This is a genomic window from Cedecea sp. (genome assembly GCF_036500665.1).
GTDB lineage: Bacteria > Pseudomonadota > Gammaproteobacteria > Enterobacterales > Enterobacteriaceae > Cedecea.
On sequence record NZ_DASYBS010000065.1, the window covers coordinates 84,456 to 100,706 of the forward strand.

The 16,251-nt window shown below is 54.1% G+C and carries 14 protein-coding genes; 8 read left to right on the forward strand and 6 right to left on the reverse strand.

Annotation, left to right across the window (positions count from 1 at the left end):
* Nucleotides 1–4 precede the first annotated feature (4 nt).
* The 3 genes from kdpD to VGM55_RS11010 are packed head-to-tail and all read left to right on the forward strand — an operon-like array spanning nucleotide 5 to nucleotide 3,831.
* Nucleotides 5–2,692, forward strand: a complete 2,688-nt coding sequence (gene kdpD, locus VGM55_RS11000; protein ID WP_331635466.1) for a two-component system sensor histidine kinase KdpD — start codon at nucleotides 5–7, stop codon at nucleotides 2,690–2,692.
* Nucleotides 2,689–3,366: a two-component system response regulator KdpE gene (gene kdpE, locus VGM55_RS11005; RefSeq protein ID WP_331635467.1), complete on the forward strand. Its 678-nt coding sequence runs from the start codon at nucleotides 2,689–2,691 to the stop codon at nucleotides 3,364–3,366. The genes kdpD and kdpE overlap by 4 nt, the downstream gene beginning before the upstream one ends.
* Before the next feature lie 36 nt (nucleotides 3,367–3,402).
* The gene (locus VGM55_RS11010; protein ID WP_154185173.1) at nucleotides 3,403–3,831 is read left to right on the forward strand and encodes an EamA family transporter; all 429 of its coding nucleotides are present in this window, start codon (nucleotides 3,403–3,405) and stop codon (nucleotides 3,829–3,831) included.
* 34 nt (nucleotides 3,832–3,865) lie between these two features.
* Here the strand turns inward: VGM55_RS11010 and pgm are convergent, their stop codons facing one another.
* Together pgm and seqA are read right to left on the reverse strand one after the other, a co-directional pair.
* Complete coding sequence (gene pgm, locus VGM55_RS11015; RefSeq protein ID WP_154185174.1) at nucleotides 3,866–5,509, reverse strand: phosphoglucomutase (alpha-D-glucose-1,6-bisphosphate-dependent); 1,644 nt, start codon at nucleotides 5,507–5,509, stop codon at nucleotides 3,866–3,868.
* A 27-nt stretch (nucleotides 5,510–5,536) separates the two neighbouring features.
* Nucleotides 5,537–6,085: a replication initiation negative regulator SeqA gene (gene seqA / locus VGM55_RS11020; RefSeq protein ID WP_331635468.1), complete on the reverse strand. Its 549-nt coding sequence runs from the start codon at nucleotides 6,083–6,085 to the stop codon at nucleotides 5,537–5,539.
* A 174-nt stretch (nucleotides 6,086–6,259) separates the two neighbouring features.
* Between seqA and ybfF the strand changes: the two genes are divergently transcribed.
* The 4 genes from ybfF (at nucleotide 6,260) to fur (ending at nucleotide 8,883) form a co-directional block, all read left to right on the forward strand.
* Nucleotides 6,260–7,036 carry an esterase gene (gene ybfF / locus VGM55_RS11025; RefSeq protein WP_331635469.1) on the forward strand — a complete coding sequence of 259 codons (777 nt, stop codon included), beginning with the start codon at nucleotides 6,260–6,262 and terminating at the stop codon, nucleotides 7,034–7,036.
* A gap of 132 nt (nucleotides 7,037–7,168) precedes the next feature.
* Nucleotides 7,169–7,447: a LexA regulated protein gene (gene ybfE / locus VGM55_RS11030; protein WP_052049066.1), complete on the forward strand. Its 279-nt coding sequence runs from the start codon at nucleotides 7,169–7,171 to the stop codon at nucleotides 7,445–7,447.
* A gap of 179 nt (nucleotides 7,448–7,626) precedes the next feature.
* On the forward strand, nucleotides 7,627–8,157 hold the full coding sequence (gene fldA / locus VGM55_RS11035; RefSeq protein ID WP_081948222.1) for a flavodoxin FldA: 531 nt from the start codon (nucleotides 7,627–7,629) through the stop codon (nucleotides 8,155–8,157).
* Between the two features lie 279 nt (nucleotides 8,158–8,436).
* On the forward strand, nucleotides 8,437–8,883 hold the full coding sequence (gene fur / locus VGM55_RS11040) for a ferric iron uptake transcriptional regulator (RefSeq protein ID WP_008456106.1): 447 nt from the start codon (nucleotides 8,437–8,439) through the stop codon (nucleotides 8,881–8,883).
* Nucleotides 8,884–8,982: 99 nt separating this feature from the next.
* Here the strand turns inward: fur and chiQ are convergent, their stop codons facing one another.
* From chiQ to nagE, 4 genes are all read right to left on the reverse strand, one after another.
* Nucleotides 8,983–9,309, reverse strand: a complete 327-nt coding sequence (gene chiQ, locus VGM55_RS11045; RefSeq protein WP_154185177.1) for a ChiQ/YbfN family lipoprotein — start codon at nucleotides 9,307–9,309, stop codon at nucleotides 8,983–8,985.
* A gap of 46 nt (nucleotides 9,310–9,355) precedes the next feature.
* Nucleotides 9,356–10,762, reverse strand: a complete 1,407-nt coding sequence (chiP, locus tag VGM55_RS11050) for a chitoporin ChiP (RefSeq protein ID WP_038474657.1) — start codon at nucleotides 10,760–10,762, stop codon at nucleotides 9,356–9,358.
* A 463-nt stretch (nucleotides 10,763–11,225) separates the two neighbouring features.
* Nucleotides 11,226–12,893, reverse strand: a complete 1,668-nt coding sequence (gene glnS, locus VGM55_RS11055) for a glutamine--tRNA ligase (protein WP_331635470.1) — start codon at nucleotides 12,891–12,893, stop codon at nucleotides 11,226–11,228.
* Between the two features lie 178 nt (nucleotides 12,894–13,071).
* Nucleotides 13,072–15,096 (reverse strand): N-acetylglucosamine-specific PTS transporter subunit IIBC, encoded by a 2,025-nt coding sequence (gene nagE / locus VGM55_RS11060; RefSeq protein ID WP_331635471.1) that lies wholly within the window; start codon nucleotides 15,094–15,096, stop codon nucleotides 13,072–13,074.
* A 334-nt stretch (nucleotides 15,097–15,430) separates the two neighbouring features.
* Here nagE and nagB point away from each other — a divergent pair, with 334 nt between their 5' ends.
* On the forward strand, nucleotides 15,431–16,231 hold the full coding sequence (gene nagB, locus VGM55_RS11065) for a glucosamine-6-phosphate deaminase (RefSeq protein ID WP_008456097.1): 801 nt from the start codon (nucleotides 15,431–15,433) through the stop codon (nucleotides 16,229–16,231).
* Nucleotides 16,232–16,251 lie beyond the last annotated feature (20 nt).

The following is a 16,251-nucleotide window of genomic DNA, read 5'->3' on the forward strand; positions in this document are numbered from 1 at the left end:
CGTTATGACCGAGGAGCCGCTGCGCCCCAACCCCGACAAGCTGCTGGAGAAAGTCAGCCGCCAGCCGCGTGGGAAACTGAAAATCTTCTTCGGCGCCTGTGCGGGCGTCGGGAAAACCTACGCGATGCTTCAGGAGGCGCAGCGCCTGCGGGCGCAGGGCCTCGATGTCCTGGTGGGCGTGGTGGAAACTCACGGTCGCCGGGAAACCGCCGACCTTTTGAAGGGGCTGACGATTCAGCCCCCTCGTCGTATCCATCACCGGGGGCGTCTGGTTCAGGAGTTTGACCTGGACGCCGCCCTCGCCCGCAACCCCGCACTGATTTTGATGGACGAACTGGCGCACAGCAACGCGCCGGGTTCACGTCACCCCAAACGCTGGCAGGACGTTGAAGAGCTGCTCGAAGCCGGCATCGACGTCCTGACCTCAGTCAACGTCCAGCATCTGGAAAGCCTGAATGACGTTGTTGGCGGCGTGACGGGCATTCAGGTCCGCGAAACCGTCCCCGATCCTATTTTTGACGCTGCCGACGAAGTCGTGCTGGTTGACCTGCCGCCGGACGATCTACGCCAGCGCCTGCACGAAGGTAAAGTTTATATCTCCGGTCAGGCCGAACGTGCCATTGAACACTTCTTCCGCAAAGGCAACCTGATTGCCCTGCGCGAGCTGGCGTTGCGACGTACCGCAGACCGCGTTGACGATCAGATGCGAGCCTGGCGGGATAATCAGGGACAGGAGAAAGTCTGGCACACGCGCGATGCTATCTTGCTGTGCATCGGCCACAGCGACGGTAACGAAAAGCTGGTGCGCACCGCCGCGCGCCTCGCCGCCAAGCTAGGTAGCGTCTGGCACGCTGTCTACGTTGAAACACCACAGCTTCACCGCCTGCCGGAGCACCAGCGCCGAACCATACTAAGCGCCTTGCGGTTAGCTCAGGAGCTGGGCGCTGAAACCGCCACGCTTGCCGATCCTAATGAAGAAAAAGCGGTGCTGCGCTACGCCCGAGAGCATAACCTCGGCAAAATTATTATTGGCCGCCACACTACGCGCCGCTGGTGGCATCGCACTTCTTTTGCCGACCGGTTAGCCAAACGCGCGCCGGACCTCGACCTGGTGATTGTCGCGCTGGATGAAAAGCCGCTCCCCTCCCCGGCCAGGGCACCGGACACCAGAACGCTAAGCGAGAAATGGCGTATTCAGCTACGTGGCTGTGCCGTGGCGGTGGTGCTTTGCGCGTTCATCACGTTTATCGCCAATCAGTGGCTGGTCGCCTTTGATGCCGCCAACCTGGTAATGATCTACCTGCTGGGCGTGGTTATCGTGGCGCTGTTTTATGGCCGCTGGCCGTCGGTACTGGCGACGATAGTTAACGTTATCAGTTTTGACCTGTTCTTTATTGCGCCGCGAGGCACGCTCGCCGTGTCGGATGTTCAGTATCTACTAACCTTCGGCGTGATGCTCACCGTGGGGTTGGTGATCGGTAATCTGACCGCTGGCGTGCGCTATCAGGCGCGCATCGCTCGCTATCGTGAGCAGCGCACCCGTCACCTGTATGAGATGTCTAAAGCGCTGGCCGATGACCGCACGCCGCAGGACGTCGCCGCCACCAGCGTGCAGTTCATCAATAATACTTTCCAGGCCCGCAGCCTGCTGCTGCTCCCGGATGAACACGGGAAGCTCAGCCGCATTGCTGCCGAAGGCGAACCCGCTCAGTGGGATGAGGCCATTGCCCGCTGGAGTTTTGATAAAGGACAGCCTGCCGGAGCGGGGACGGACACTCTGCCCGGTGTGCCCTACCGCATCCTGCCGCTCAGCACCACGGAAAGAACGCTGGGCCTGCTGGTCGTTGAGCCGGAGAATCTGCGCCAGCTGATGATCCCCGAACAGCAGCGCCTGCTGGAAACCTTTACCCTGCTGGTCGCCACCGCGCTCGACAGACTGCTGCTCACGGCCAGCGAAGAACAGGCGAGACTTTCCAGCGAGCGCGAGCAAATTCGTAACTCGCTGCTGGCGGCGCTTTCGCACGACCTGCGTACGCCTCTCACCGTCCTGTTCGGCCAGGCAGAAATCCTGACGCTGGATCTCGCCAGCGAAGGCTCAAAACATGCCCCGCAGGCCAACGAGATCCGCCAGCACGTGCTAAATACTACCCGGCTGGTGAATAACCTGCTGGATATGGCCCGTATTCAGTCGGGCGGCTTTAACCTTCGCAAAGAGTGGCTGACGCTGGAAGAAGTGGTTGGCAGCGCGCTGAAGATGCTTGAGCCGGGCCTCGGCGGTCGCCATATCGCCCTCAATCTGCCCGACCCGCTGATGCTCATTGAAGTCGACGGCCCGCTGCTTGAGCGCGTGCTGATCAACCTGCTGGAAAACGCGGTGAAATATGCCGGGTATAAAGCCGACATTGGCATTAAGGCCAGCGCCACGGCGGACAGGCTGGACCTGGAAGTTTGGGACAGCGGCCCGGGGGTTCCCGCTGGTAAAGAGCTGCTGATTTTTGATAAATTTGCCCGAGGTAACAAAGAGTCAGCTATTCCTGGCGTTGGGCTTGGGCTGGCCATCTGCCGGGCGATTGTTGAAGTCCACGGCGGCACAATTTATGCGCTTAACCGCCCGGAAGGCGGTGCCAGCTTCCACGTTGTGCTACCTTTATCGCCTCCCCCCGAACTCCCTGAAATGATTGAGGCGCTGTGACAACGGTTCTGATAATTGAGGATGAAAAAGAGATCCGCCGCTTTCTGCGCACCGCGCTGGAAGATGAGTCGTTACGCGTGTTTGATGCCGAAACACTGCAGCGCGGCCTGATTGAAGCCGCCACCCGCAAGCCGGATCTGGTGATTCTGGATCTCGGCCTGCCGGACGGCGACGGTATCGATTTTATTCGTGACTTCCGCCAGTGGAGCCAAACGCCAATCATCGTGCTGTCAGCCCGAAGCGACGAACAAGCAAAGATTGCCGCGCTGGATGCCGGTGCGGACGATTTTCTTAGCAAGCCGTTTGGCATTGGCGAACTGCAGGCCAGGCTTCGCGTTGCCCTACGCCGACACGCCAGCACCGTTCAGCCCGATTCGGTTTATCAGTTTTCCGAAATCCGGGTCGACCTCGCCTCCCGCCGCATTACCCGCGGCGAAGAGGAAATTCACCTCACGCCCATTGAGTTCCGCCTGCTGGCCACCCTGCTGAATAACCACGGCAAAGTCCTGACACAGCGCCAGCTCCTGAATCAGGTTTGGGGCCCGAATGCCGTGGAGCACAGCCACTATCTGCGCATTTATATGGGCCACCTGCGCCAGAAGCTGGAAAGCGACCCTGCCCGCCCTCGCCACCTGCTAACCGAAACCGGGATCGGCTACCGTTTTATGCTGTGAAAGAGTAACCTCTTGTCGGTTCAGGAGGAGTCTTTTATGAGCGCATGGTTAGTCTACGCCCTGTTGTCTGCCGCCACGGCAGCGCTGGTCGCTATTTTTGGCAAGGTTGGTTTGCAGCATCTGGATGCCAATACCGCCACGGCCGTTCGTGCCGTGGTCATGGCGTTATTTTTAGTTGGGGTGGTTGTGGTTCAGGGAAAACTGAACCTCATCAGCACCGTGTTTGCCGATAAAAAAGCGCTGCTGTTTATTCTGCTGAGCGGCGTGGCCGGTGCCCTTTCGTGGCTGTTCTACTTTATGGCGATAAAAAGCGGTGAAGTCTCGAAGGTCGCACCTATCGATAAGTTGAGTGTGGTGTTCGCCGTGATTCTGGCGGTCATTCTATTTGGCGAGAAGGTGTCGCTGATTGCCGGGATAGGCGTGGCGCTTATCACCTGCGGCGCGCTGATGGTGGCTTTAGGCTAAAAGAGAAAGGCTCCCGAGGGAGCCTTCTTTTGTTTTACTTCGCGTTCTTCAGCACTTCGCTGACAATCTCTACCGCTTCTTTCTCAATCTGCTCGCGGTGCTCTGCGCCCAGGAAGCTTTCGCAGTAAATTTTGTAGGCGTCTTCGGTGCCGGACGGACGAGCGGCAAACCAGCCGTTCTCGGTCATCACCTTCAGGCCACCGATTGAAGCGCCGTTGCCCGGTGCTGTCGTCAGGCGGGCGGTGATCGGGTCACCTGCCAGCGTGTCTGCACTGACCATTTCTGGCGACAGCTTAGACAGCGCGGCTTTCTGTGCGGAGGTGGCCGGAGCCTGAATACGGTTGTAGCTTGGTGCGCCAAAGCGTGCCGCCAGCTCGTCGTAATGCTGCTGCGGGTTTTTGCCCGTTACGGCGGTGATTTCTGCCGCCAGCAGGCACATGATGATGCCGTCTTTATCGGTCGACCACGGTGTGCCGTTGAAGCGCAGGAACGATGCCCCGGCGCTCTCTTCGCCGCCGAAGCCGAAGCTGCCGTCGAACAGGCCGTCAACAAACCACTTAAAGCCAACCGGGACTTCCACCAGCTTGCGGCCCAGGTCTTCTACCACCCGGTCAATCATCGCGGAGGAGACCAGGGTTTTACCGACGGCCACATCTTTGCCCCACTGTGGACGGTGCTGGAACAGATAGTTAATGGCAACGGCCAGATAATGGTTCGGGTTCATCAGGCCGGCAGGCGTAACGATGCCGTGGCGGTCGTAATCCGGATCGTTTGCAAACGCCAGATCGAATTTGTCGCGCAGCGCCAGCAGGCCAGCCATTGCACATTCGGAGGAGCAGTCCATACGGATTGCGCCGTCTTTATCGAGGTGCATAAAGCGGAAAGTCTGATCGACCTGATCGTTAACGATGGTCAAGTCCAGGTTGTAGTGCTTCGCGATACGGTGCCAGTATTCGATACCGGAGCCGCCGAGTGGGTCAACGCCCAGCTTCAGGCCTGCCTTTTGAATCGCGGCCATATCGACGATATCCACCAGCCCTTCGATGAAAGGCTGCACCAGATCCTGCTCCTGAACGTGGCCGCTTTCCCAGGCTTTATCCAGCGAGATACGCTTAACGCCTTTCAGACCATCGGCCAGCAGCGCGTTAGCGCGATCTTCGACCACTTTGGTGACGTTGGTATCCGCCGGGCCACCGTTTGGCGGGTTGTACTTAATACCCCCGTCGTCCGGCGGGTTATGGGATGGCGTGATAACAATCCCGTCCGCCTGAGCGCCGCCCTTTTGGTTGTGCACCAGAATGGCGTTAGAAACCGCCGGCGTTGGGGTGTAGCCGTTATCCTGCTGCACAATGACGTCCACGCCGTTGGCAGCCAGCACTTCCAGCACGGAGATAAACGCAGGTTCGGACAGCGCGTGGGTATCTTTGCCCACATAGCACGGACCGGTGATCCCATTCTTCGCACGCTCTTCAGCAATAGCTTGCGCAATCGCCAGAATATGAGGTTCGTTAAAGCTATGACGCGCCGCACTGCCGCGGTGGCCGGAAGTCCCGAATTTCACCGCGTGTTCACTATTACCCACCACAGGCTTAAGCACGTAATACTGCGCCGTAAGCTGGGCTACGTTAATCAAATCGCTCTGTTGTGCAGGCTGGCCCGCACGATCGTGGTTAGCCATTGGCTCTTCCTTACTGACGCCAGGTTTTTAAATAGTGCCGCAAACCTTTTCAATCAGCTCCGCAGGGAACTGCATTGACTGCATGATGTGTTCAACCATGCTGCATTTACGACCAGTATTCGTATTGGTGATCACCCAGTATGGGGTGCCCGGAACATGTTTAGGCTTGGTTTGATTGCCGTTTGCCAGCAGCGTTTGCTCATCACCGGCAAAATAGACGCGAGTGCGGCCATGCAGGGATTCAGTCGCTTCGCCGAAGGTTTTCGCGTCCAGCTGATACAGCGTGGACAGCACCATCATAAAGCGGTTTACGGCTTTATTCTGAGCAGCATATTCATCCGAAAGCAGCAGTTCACGAACGGCGCGCACGCGATTACGAGCGGTGTTCGCAGGCTTCTCTTCAACAACGGGAGCCGCAGAGCGCTCAGGCGCAGCGGGTGCAGGAGTGGCTGCTGGTGTTTGCCCGGCGGTAAATTTAAGCATACGCCGTAAAATGTCTGACGCGCTCTCGCCAATGTGCTTAGTCTGACTGGCAATGTAGCGGTAAAGCTCGTCATCAACTTCGATTGTTTTCATCTTAATCCAGTACGATATCTTTTCTGAATACAAGTCGTTGGGAGTATAGGGTCAAATCCCAACAGCGAACAGGAGGGGCGACTCAAAGTCAGAGTAAACTGAATATTTGCCGCACGCCCGCAGGAATGCCAACATGATACCCTAACCAAACGAACCAAAATAAAGAACTTTGCCATGAAATTAAATGCTCGCCTGCAAACTGCGCAACAATCGAATAGCAATTCCCCTATCGTACTGATCCATGGCCTGTTTGGCAGCCTGGATAATCTCGGCGTGCTGGCGCGGGATCTGGGTAAAGATCATACTTTGCTGCAAATAGATCTGCGTAACCACGGGCTGTCTCCGCGCAGCGACGATATGAGCTATGCCGCAATGGCCGGCGACGTTCTGGACACGCTTGATGATTATGGTATCGAGAAAGCCACGTTTATCGGTCACTCTATGGGCGGCAAAGTGGTGATGGCGCTGACGGCTCTTGCCCCCCAGCGCATCGATAAACTGGTGATGATTGATATCGCGCCGGTTAACTATCAGGTTCGCCGTCACGACGAGATTTTTGCGGCGATTCGTGCGGTCACTGAAGCAGGCGTTGAGACTCGCCAGCAGGCGGCGCAGATCATGCGCGAACACGTAGAAGAAGAAGGCGTCATTCAGTTTCTGCTGAAGTCTTTTGCCGACGGCGAGTGGAAGTTCAACGTGCCGGTGCTTTGGCAGCAATACGAAAGTATCGTTGGCTGGCAACCCGTTCCCGCCTGGCAGCATCCCGCCTTATTCATCCGCGGCGGGAACTCGCCGTATGTTGATGAAAGCCACCGCGAGGCGCTTTTAAGTCAGTTCCCGCAGGCTCGTGCGCACGTCATCGCTGGCGCGGGCCACTGGGTTCACGCTGAAAAACCGGAGGCAGTTTTACGCGCAATTCACCGATTTATCGACGCGGAACCGAAAAACTGATTAAAAACAGAACGACCGGCCAGCAGAAGTCGCTAACGCGTTGGCGGGAATGGCGCGCTGATGTATGATGGCGCGCTTAATTGCACCGGCACCCTGCCCCTGCAGCCAGAATTTCCTGTCAGTATCCTAATCATGGCAAAAGAACAAACGGACCGTACTACATTAGATCTGTTCGCGGACGAGCGTCGCCCCGGGCGGCCTAAAACCAATCCGCTCTCGCGCGATGAGCAGCTGCGTATTAATAAACGCAATCAGCTTAAGCGCGACAAAGTGCGTGGTTTGAAGCGAGTTGAGCTAAAACTGAACAATGATGCGGTCGACGCCCTCAACCAGCTTGCCGACGCCCGCAGCATCAGTCGTAGCGAACTGATCGAAGAGATGTTGCTCGAGCAGCTTAAAAAGCTGGGATAGCTCTTTCTGCTGCCCTGCCCGTCATCTGAAATCTCAAAAGGGTGAGCAAAACCATGTTGCAGACTGTGCACCCCGGCGTGATAGCTGTTTCCGCTGGTGGAGCTGTTCTGCTATGATTGCCCTATACGTGGGCATTGAACGGCCAGCATACTATTAAGTTTCAAGAGGTTATTTTACTCATGGCAATCGTAGGCATTTTTTTCGGCAGCGACACCGGTAACACCGAAAATATCGCAAAAATGATTCAAAAACAGCTCGGTAAAGACGTTGCTGAGGTGCATGACATTGCTAAAAGCAGCAAAGAAGATCTCGAAGGTTTCGACATTCTGTTGCTCGGCATCCCAACCTGGTACTACGGCGAAGCGCAGTGCGACTGGGACGATTTCTTCCCGACTCTCGAAGAAGTCGATTTCAACGGTAAGCTGGTTGCGCTGTTCGGCTGTGGTGACCAGGAAGACTACGCGGAATACTTCTGTGATGCGCTGGGTACCATTCGCGATATCATCGAACCGCGCGGCGCCGCTATCGTAGGCCACTGGCCGACCGCGGGCTACCACTTTGAAGCGTCAAAAGGCCTGGCAGACGACGACAACTTTGTCGGTCTGGCCATCGACGAAGACCGCCAGCCGGAACTGACCGCCGAGCGCGTTGAGAAGTGGGTCAAACAGATTTCTGAAGAACTGAATCTGGCCGATATTATTAACGCCTGATTTGCCTGGCGCAAATGCAGCGTTTGCGCCATCTTGATAGCTTGTAGCAATGAAAATAATTGCTACAAGTTTGTAACTTTCTTGTACATCCCTGTACAATGTCTTCCTGACAGCTTGGCTGATAATTACTGTAAATGGCGACGCCGCCACGATTTTTCAGCCTCATTTTGCACCATACTTGCGGTTCCCATTTAGAAGCAGCAGTTCTATAATGAGACGCATTACTCTTTACGCTCACTGCAGTTTGAGCGAATCGTTAAGCAACAGGACACTTTCCGCATGACTGACAACAATACCGCATTAAAGAAGGCCGGCTTGAAAGTCACGCTTCCGCGATTGAAAATCCTCGAAGTGCTGCAAGAGCCGGTAAATCATCACGTCAGCGCGGAAGACTTATATAAACGTCTGATCGACATGGGCGAAGAAATAGGCCTGGCGACGGTCTACCGCGTGCTGAACCAATTTGACGATGCCGGGATCGTGACCCGCCATAATTTTGAAGGCGGCAAGTCCGTTTTCGAGCTGACCCAGCAGCATCACCACGATCACCTTATCTGCCTCGATTGCGGCAAAGTAATCGAGTTCAGCGATGATTCTATTGAATCGCGCCAGCGTGAAATTGCCACACGCCACGGTATCCGCCTGACTAACCACAGTCTCTATCTGTACGGACACTGTGCCGAAGGCGACTGCCGCGAAGACGACACCGCGCACGATCCTAAATAAGTAATCCGCATTAACGAACGCTGCCGAACAGGTGGCGTTTAAAAGCAAAAAACCGGCAGGTTTCCCTTGCCGGTTTTTTTATTGACTGAAAAAACGTAATCAGCTGTTATTCGCGCGAATTTCTTGCCAGATTTTATCGCAGCGAACCTTCGCGGCTTCATCATTCCCGCTCTTTCTTGCCTGAATGCATTTCTGATAATCCAGCACGCTCACGGTCTCTTTTTCAACAAACGCTTTGTGCTGTTTTTCCTGGCGCAGTACGTTCAGCACGCTCTGGCAGGCTTCGATTTTATCCGGGTTGCCTTCTGCGGTATTGATACAAGCGCTGTAAGCCTGCTTCAGATGTGAATCTTCCGGCGGAGCCGGGGGCTGAACGCAGGCGGAGAGCGTGAAAGCCACGGCGGTAACCAGCAGGATTTTTTTCATGTTCAGTTCCTTATAAAAAACGGGCGCTTGCGCGCCCGATTTAGCATTAGAAGATGGTGAACGGAGCAATAACGATAAATTTCACGTCACGCTCGTCCTGGAACATGTTGCCGTAACCACCGCCCCAGCTTGGGATATCGGAGTGGTTGTCGTACTGAGTGAAGTGCAGTTTGAACAGCGTACCTTTCGCACGGCCTTCCTGCACGGTGTACATTGCGTCGAGGCTGTATGAAGACTCTTTGATCTTGTTGGATGCGATATCCTGACGGTTACCGGAAGCATCAAGCGCCCATGTGGCTGGTTTTGCATCCCATGCATAAACATAGGAGCCCCCAACAGCCCAACCCGGCAGATTCCAGTTGCTCAGGTCATACATCGCACCGAAGAACACGGCTTTTTCGCCGTTGGCGTTGAAGTCAGAGCGGTTATCCCACCATACATCGAGACGGCCGTTTGAAGAGGCATAGGTTGGCGTCATACGCTGCAGGAAGTAACCCTGCTGGCCTTCTGCCTTCACCATGGTCCCTTCCAGACGCAGGTCAACCTGGCCAATTTTGTAGCCTAAGGTCAGCGCCTGCAGCCACGCGGTACCGTCATAAATATCGTTGATGGTGTTGTTAGAGGCTTTATCACGGGTGCCGTAGAACTGGTAGCTGGTGCTCAGCGGGCTGCCTGCAACGTCAAATTTGTAGCTCGCTTTCGCGAAGTACTGGTCAACAAAACCTTCAGCCTGACCAAATGCCCCTTCCAGAATCAGGTCATTTTTGAAGTCATATTTCGCGCCGATGGAGTGCAGATAATCAACTTTGGTCTTTTTGTCGTTCTGGTAGAACTTGTCCGTTTCCAGATGCCATGGAGCCTTGTACTCGTTGGTCCACATGTAGGAGAAGCTCAGCGCACCTGCATCGCCATAGTCGAATGCCGCCCCAGCTTCAGCCCCCTGATAGGTACCAGGCATGAAGCTCCAGTGCGGCGCTAACAGCGTTTGGCCGGTTGGCTGGATATAACCCGCACGAGCCCAGACCGGGCCGTACTTAAATTTAGCGGCCGCTTTATAAAGGCTGATGCCGCCTTTATCGCCGGAGTAGTCTTCGCTGTAGCCTTTGTTTTTAGAGGAGAATGCGATTTCGTTTGGGTGGCCGCTGGCGCTGTCTTCGGCCATCTCAATGGCGGTGAAAGCGGCGATATCCAGGCCAAACATGTCGGCTGCGTAGCCGGACTGGAAGTCCAGGTTAGCGTTCCAGGTTGAGTGTGACAGGTTAGTTTTGTACTTACCGTCAGTCACGTCTTTACGGTCACGTTCGCGCTGCCAGTAATAGACGCCACCGGTCAGCGTTGAGTCATCAACAAAGCCCGCAGCGCTAACCTGCGGAGCAACAACAAAACCTGAAAGAGCGGTAACACTTGCAATAGCAAGAGCAAGCGCACTACGTTTGCCACTAAACGTACGCATAGTTAAATTCCTCTTTGACGTAAAAATCATCGTCTGACGTGAAAAGCGTCAATGACGAAAAAAGTAAAATTGCCTAACGGCTAAAAGCGGTTTTTACATTACTCACCCGCATTACTGCTGCTCATAGACTATTTTTCGCGACGCGAATTATCAATGATTTTGTATGAGAGATTTCCTGGAGTATGACAGAGAGCACATAATCTATGTGCATTTGTAACAAAATGACACCGAAGTTTATTAGGCCATAATTCTACTTATTTGGAACACAAAATACTTTTGAGAGCGCTTTCATTATAAGCATCAGAAGATTACGGGAAAAACATGATGTAGCGTGGGGATAAACTCAGGCGTGTGTAAATGAGAATTAATTCGCATCGCGAATGTGTACTACAGGTTAATACCATGTACTAATAAAGAAAAAACGCCGCATTCCGCGGCGTTTTTATCAGGCTATCTACAGTAATTATTCGCCGATTTTAGCCCAGGTATCACGCAGGCCAACGGTGCGGTTAAACACCAATTTTTCGGCCGTCGCATAGCGGCTGTCGAGGCAGAAGTAACCTTCACGCTCGAACTGATAAGCCTTACCTTTTTCTGCGTTCTGCAGGCTTGGCTCAACGAAGCCCTGACGAATAACCAGAGAGTCAGCGTTGATGGTCGACAGGAAGTCCTCCGCAGCACCTGGGTTTGCAACGCTGAACAGGCGGTCATACAGGCGGATTTCAACCGGCAACGCATGTGCGGCGCTCACCCAGTGGATCACGCCTTTAACTTTGCGACCGTCTGCCGGGTCCTTGCTCAGGGTTTCCGGGTCATAGGTGCAGTACAGTTCGGTGATATTGCCTTCCGCATCTTTTTCAACACGCTCGGCTTTGATCACATACGCATTACGCAGGCGAACTTCTTTGCCCAGCACCAGGCGCTTGTACTGCTTGTTTGCTTCTTCGCGGAAGTCAGCCCGATCGATATAGACTTCTCGGCTGAACGGCACTTCACGGCTGCCCATCTCAGGTTTGTTTGGGTGATTCGGCATGGTGACCGTCTCTTCCTCACCCTCAGGGTAGTTAGTGATAATTACCTTTACCGGATCCAGAACGGCCATTGCACGCGGTGCATTCTCGTTGAGATCGTCACGGATGCAGGATTCCAGAGAAGCCATTTCCACGGTGTTGTCTTGCTTGGTCACACCAATGCGCTTACAGAATTCGCGAATAGAAGCTGCGGTGTAACCACGGCGGCGTAGGCCGGAGATAGTCGGCATGCGCGGGTCATCCCAGCCTTCAACAATCTTCTCGGTCACCAGCAGGTTAAGCTTACGCTTGGACATGATGGCGTATTCGAGATTAAGGCGCGAAAACTCGTACTGGCGCGGATGTGCAGGAATAGTAATGTTATCCAGCACCCAGTCATACAGACGACGGTTATCCTGGAATTCCAGGGTACACAGCGAGTGCGTAATGCCTTCCAGCGCATCAGAAATACAGTGGGTGAAGTCGTACATCGGGTAGATGCACCACTTGCTGCCGGTCTGGTGGTGGTCGGCAAACTTAATGCGGTACAGCACCGGATCGCGCATGACGATAAACGGCGAGGCCATATCGATTTTAGCACGCAGGCAGGCGGTACCTTCGGCGAACTCACCGTTGCGCATTTTCTCGAACAGCGCGAGGTTTTCCTCAACGCTACGATCGCGGAACGGGCTGTTTTTGCCAGGTGCAGTCAGGGAGCCACGGTATTCACGAATTTGTTCCGGGCTCAGCTCATCAACATACGCCAGCCCTTTATTAATCAGCTCAACGGCATAGTTAAACAGCTGATCAAAATAGTCGGACGAATAACGCACGTTGCCGGACCAGTGGAAGCCCAGCCATTCAACGTCGTGTTTGATGGACTCTACGTATTCGATGTCTTCTTTTACCGGGTTTGTGTCATCGAAGCGCAGGTTGCACTGCCCCTGGTAGTCCTGGGCAATGCCAAAGTTCAGGCAGATAGACTTTGCGTGGCCGATATGCAGATAGCCATTCGGCTCAGGCGGAAAACGGGTGCAAATACTGGTGTGCTTACCGTTCGCCAGGTCTTCATCAATAATCTGACGAATAAAGTTAGTTGGGCGGGCTTCAGCCTCACTCATCGCGGGTTCCTCAAAGCGTATACCTTAGTTAACGGTGCATGATCTAATAAGCGGCCTCGGGAAACAACCTTTAGTTGCATAAATTAGGGTTATCCATATTTGCCTGGCGACAAGCAATAAAAAAGCGGCTGACGATATACGCCAGCCGCTTAAGGCACAAATGCTTACTCAGGAGCGATTACTTGCCTTTAATCTCATACAGTGGCGTTTGACCGGCAACCACCTGACCTTTCGCCTGGATAACCAGACCGCTGAAGTCGTCGATGTTGCTGCAAACAACCGGGCTAATCATGGAGCGAGCGTTGGCGTTCAGGAAATCAAGATCCATTTCCAGAACCGGCTGGCCTGCAACCACTTCCGCACCCTCTTCCACCAGACGCGTGAACCCTTTACCACCCAGAGCAACGGTATCGATGCCCATGTGAACCACAATTTCAGCGCCTTTTTCTGTTTCAAGGCAGAACGCGTGGTTGGTGTTGAAGATTTTCACGATAGTACCGGCGGCAGGAGAAACCACGGTTTTGTCGGTTGGCTTAACGGCTACGCCATCCCCTACGGCTTTGCTGGCAAACGCTTCGTCAGGAACCTGATCAAGCTCAACCACTTCACCGGTGACCGGAGAAACCAGGGCAGCAATAGTCGTACTGGTCGCATTTGGTACAGCCTGTGGTTTAGCGGCTGGGGCCGGGGCTGCACCCGCAACAGGCGCGGCTGCTTCGACAGTACCCGCGGTTTTCATTGCGTTAGCAATTTTTTCTGCTGCAAAGCCAACGATGATCTGCACGCTGGTTTTGTTCAGGCGAATAACGCCCGTCGCACCCAGACGTTTAGCCAGCGCTTCGTTTACTACGGAAGAGTCTTTCACGCTCAGACGCAGACGAGTGATACAGGCATCAATACCGGTCAGGTTGGCAGAGCCACCTACCGCAGAGATGTACTGACGAGCCAGACCTGAAACGTCCTGGTTCGCATCGCCGCTCACATTCACGTCCTGGCCATCAGCTTCGTCACCGGCGACAGCCAGTTCACGGCCTGGGGTCAGCAGGTTGAATTTGGTGATGGTGAAACGGAACACCACGTAATAAATAACGAAGAACACCAGGCCCTGAGGGATCAGCATGTACCATTTGGTTGCCAATGGGTTACGCACCCAAAGCATCATATCCACCAGACCTGCGCTGAAGCCAAAACCAGATATCCAGTGCATGCTTGCCGCGATAAATACGGAGATACCGGTCAGCACGGCGTGGATCACGTACAGTACCGGCGCAACGAACATGAAGGAGAATTCCAGCGGCTCGGTGATACCGGTGAAGAACGCGGCGAAAGCACCGGCCATCATGATACCCAGAACTTTCGCTTTATTTTCAGGACGTGCACAGTGGTAGATGGCCAGCGCTGCACCCGGCAGACCGAACATCATGATCGGGAAGAAGCCCGCCTGGTAACGACCGGTGATACCGACAACCGCTTTACCTGCTTCGATGGACTGAGCGCCACCCAGGAAGTTAGGGATGTCGTTAATGCCGGCCACGTCAAACCAGAACACGGAGTTCAGGGCGTGGTGCAGACCAACCGGGATCAGCAGACGGTTGAAGAAGGCATAGATACCTGCGCCGGCAGAACCGAGTTTTTGGATGTGCTCACCGAAGTTAACTAAAGCATCGAAGATCATCGGCCAGACGTACATCAAGATGAAGGCAACGGCAATCATCACGAAGGAGGTCAGGATAGGCACCAGACGACGGCCGCTGAAGAACGACAGCGCTTTCGGCAGCTCAACGCCGCTGAAGCGGTTGTAGAGTTCTGCAGAAATGATACCCACCAGAATACCGACGAACTGGTTTTCAATTTTGCCAAACGCCGCCGGAACCTGGTCCGCCGGAATTTTCTGGATCATCGCAACCGCTGCCGGTGAGCAGAGGGTGGTCAGAACCAGGAAGCCAACAAAGCCGGTCAGTGCAGCGGCACCGTCTTTGTCTTTGGACATACCGTAAGCGACGCCGATGGCGAACAGCACGGACATGTGATCGATAATGGCGGAACCGGATTTGATCAACAGTGCAGCAAAGGCGTTATCTCCACCCCAACTGACTGGGTCAATCCAGTAACCAACCCCCATTAATATTGCTGCTGCTGGTAGTGTAGCCACCGGCACCATAAGTGCCCGGCCCACGCGCTGTAGATAACCTAGAATACTCACTTTATTCCCCCTATGAGACCCCGTTAAGGCTCGCTCAAGCAGTGTTTTTATTGTCTTACTTACATTGAATACACGGCGACGATTCACATCACACGGTGAAGTGTGAAAAAAATTAATTCGTACCGCAAATTAAACGCACCTTTTTTGTGATATTTATCACCAAATATCGCTTAAACCCTCCCCTCTCACTGGCTATCTCCGAAAACTTATTTTATGATTCAAAAAATCAAAGCGGATTGATCCCTGTCGGTTCAGTATAAAAGTGGTTTACCCTTATGCTTATCGAGATCGATTCAGCTAACCCTATTTTTACTCTTAAACTACGAGGTGAATGATGAGACTGATTCCCCTGGCTACCCCGGCACAAGTCGGCAAATGGGCAGCTCGCCATATTGTAAATCGCATCAATGCATTCAAACCAACTGCGGACCGTCCTTTTGTTCTGGGTCTGCCAACCGGCGGTACACCGCTGGAAGCTTACAAAGCTCTGGTTGAGATGCATAAAGCAGGCCAGGTTAGCTTTAAAAACGTCGTAACGTTCAATATGGACGAATATGTCGGCCTGCCGAAAGAGCACCCAGAAAGCTATTATACTTTCATGCACCGCAACTTCTTTGATCACGTTGATATCCCAGCGGAAAACATCAACCTGCTGAACGGCAACGCCGAAGATGTTGATGCAGAATGCCGCCGTTACGAAGAAAAAATCCGCTCCTACGGCAAAATCCACCTGTTCATGGGCGGCGTGGGCAACGACGGTCATATCGCGTTTAATGAACCCGCTTCCTCCCTGGCGTCCCGTACCCGTATTAAAACCCTTACCCATGACACTCGCGTGGCAAACTCCCGCTTCTTCGGCGGCGACGTGACTCAGGTGCCAAAATATGCGCTGACCGTGGGCGTGGGTACGCTGCTGGACGCAGAAGAAGTGATGATTCTGGTACTGGGCGGTGTGAAAGCGCTGGCGCTGCAGGCGGCCGTTGAAGGTAACGTCAACCATATGTGGACAATCACTTGCCTGCAGCTGCATCCGAAGGCGGTTATCGTTTGTGATGAGCCGTCCACGATGGAGCTGAAAGTGAAAACGTTGAAATATTTCAACGAGCTGGAAGCTGAAAATATTAAAGGTCTTTAAGCATTAGTTATTACCGGGGG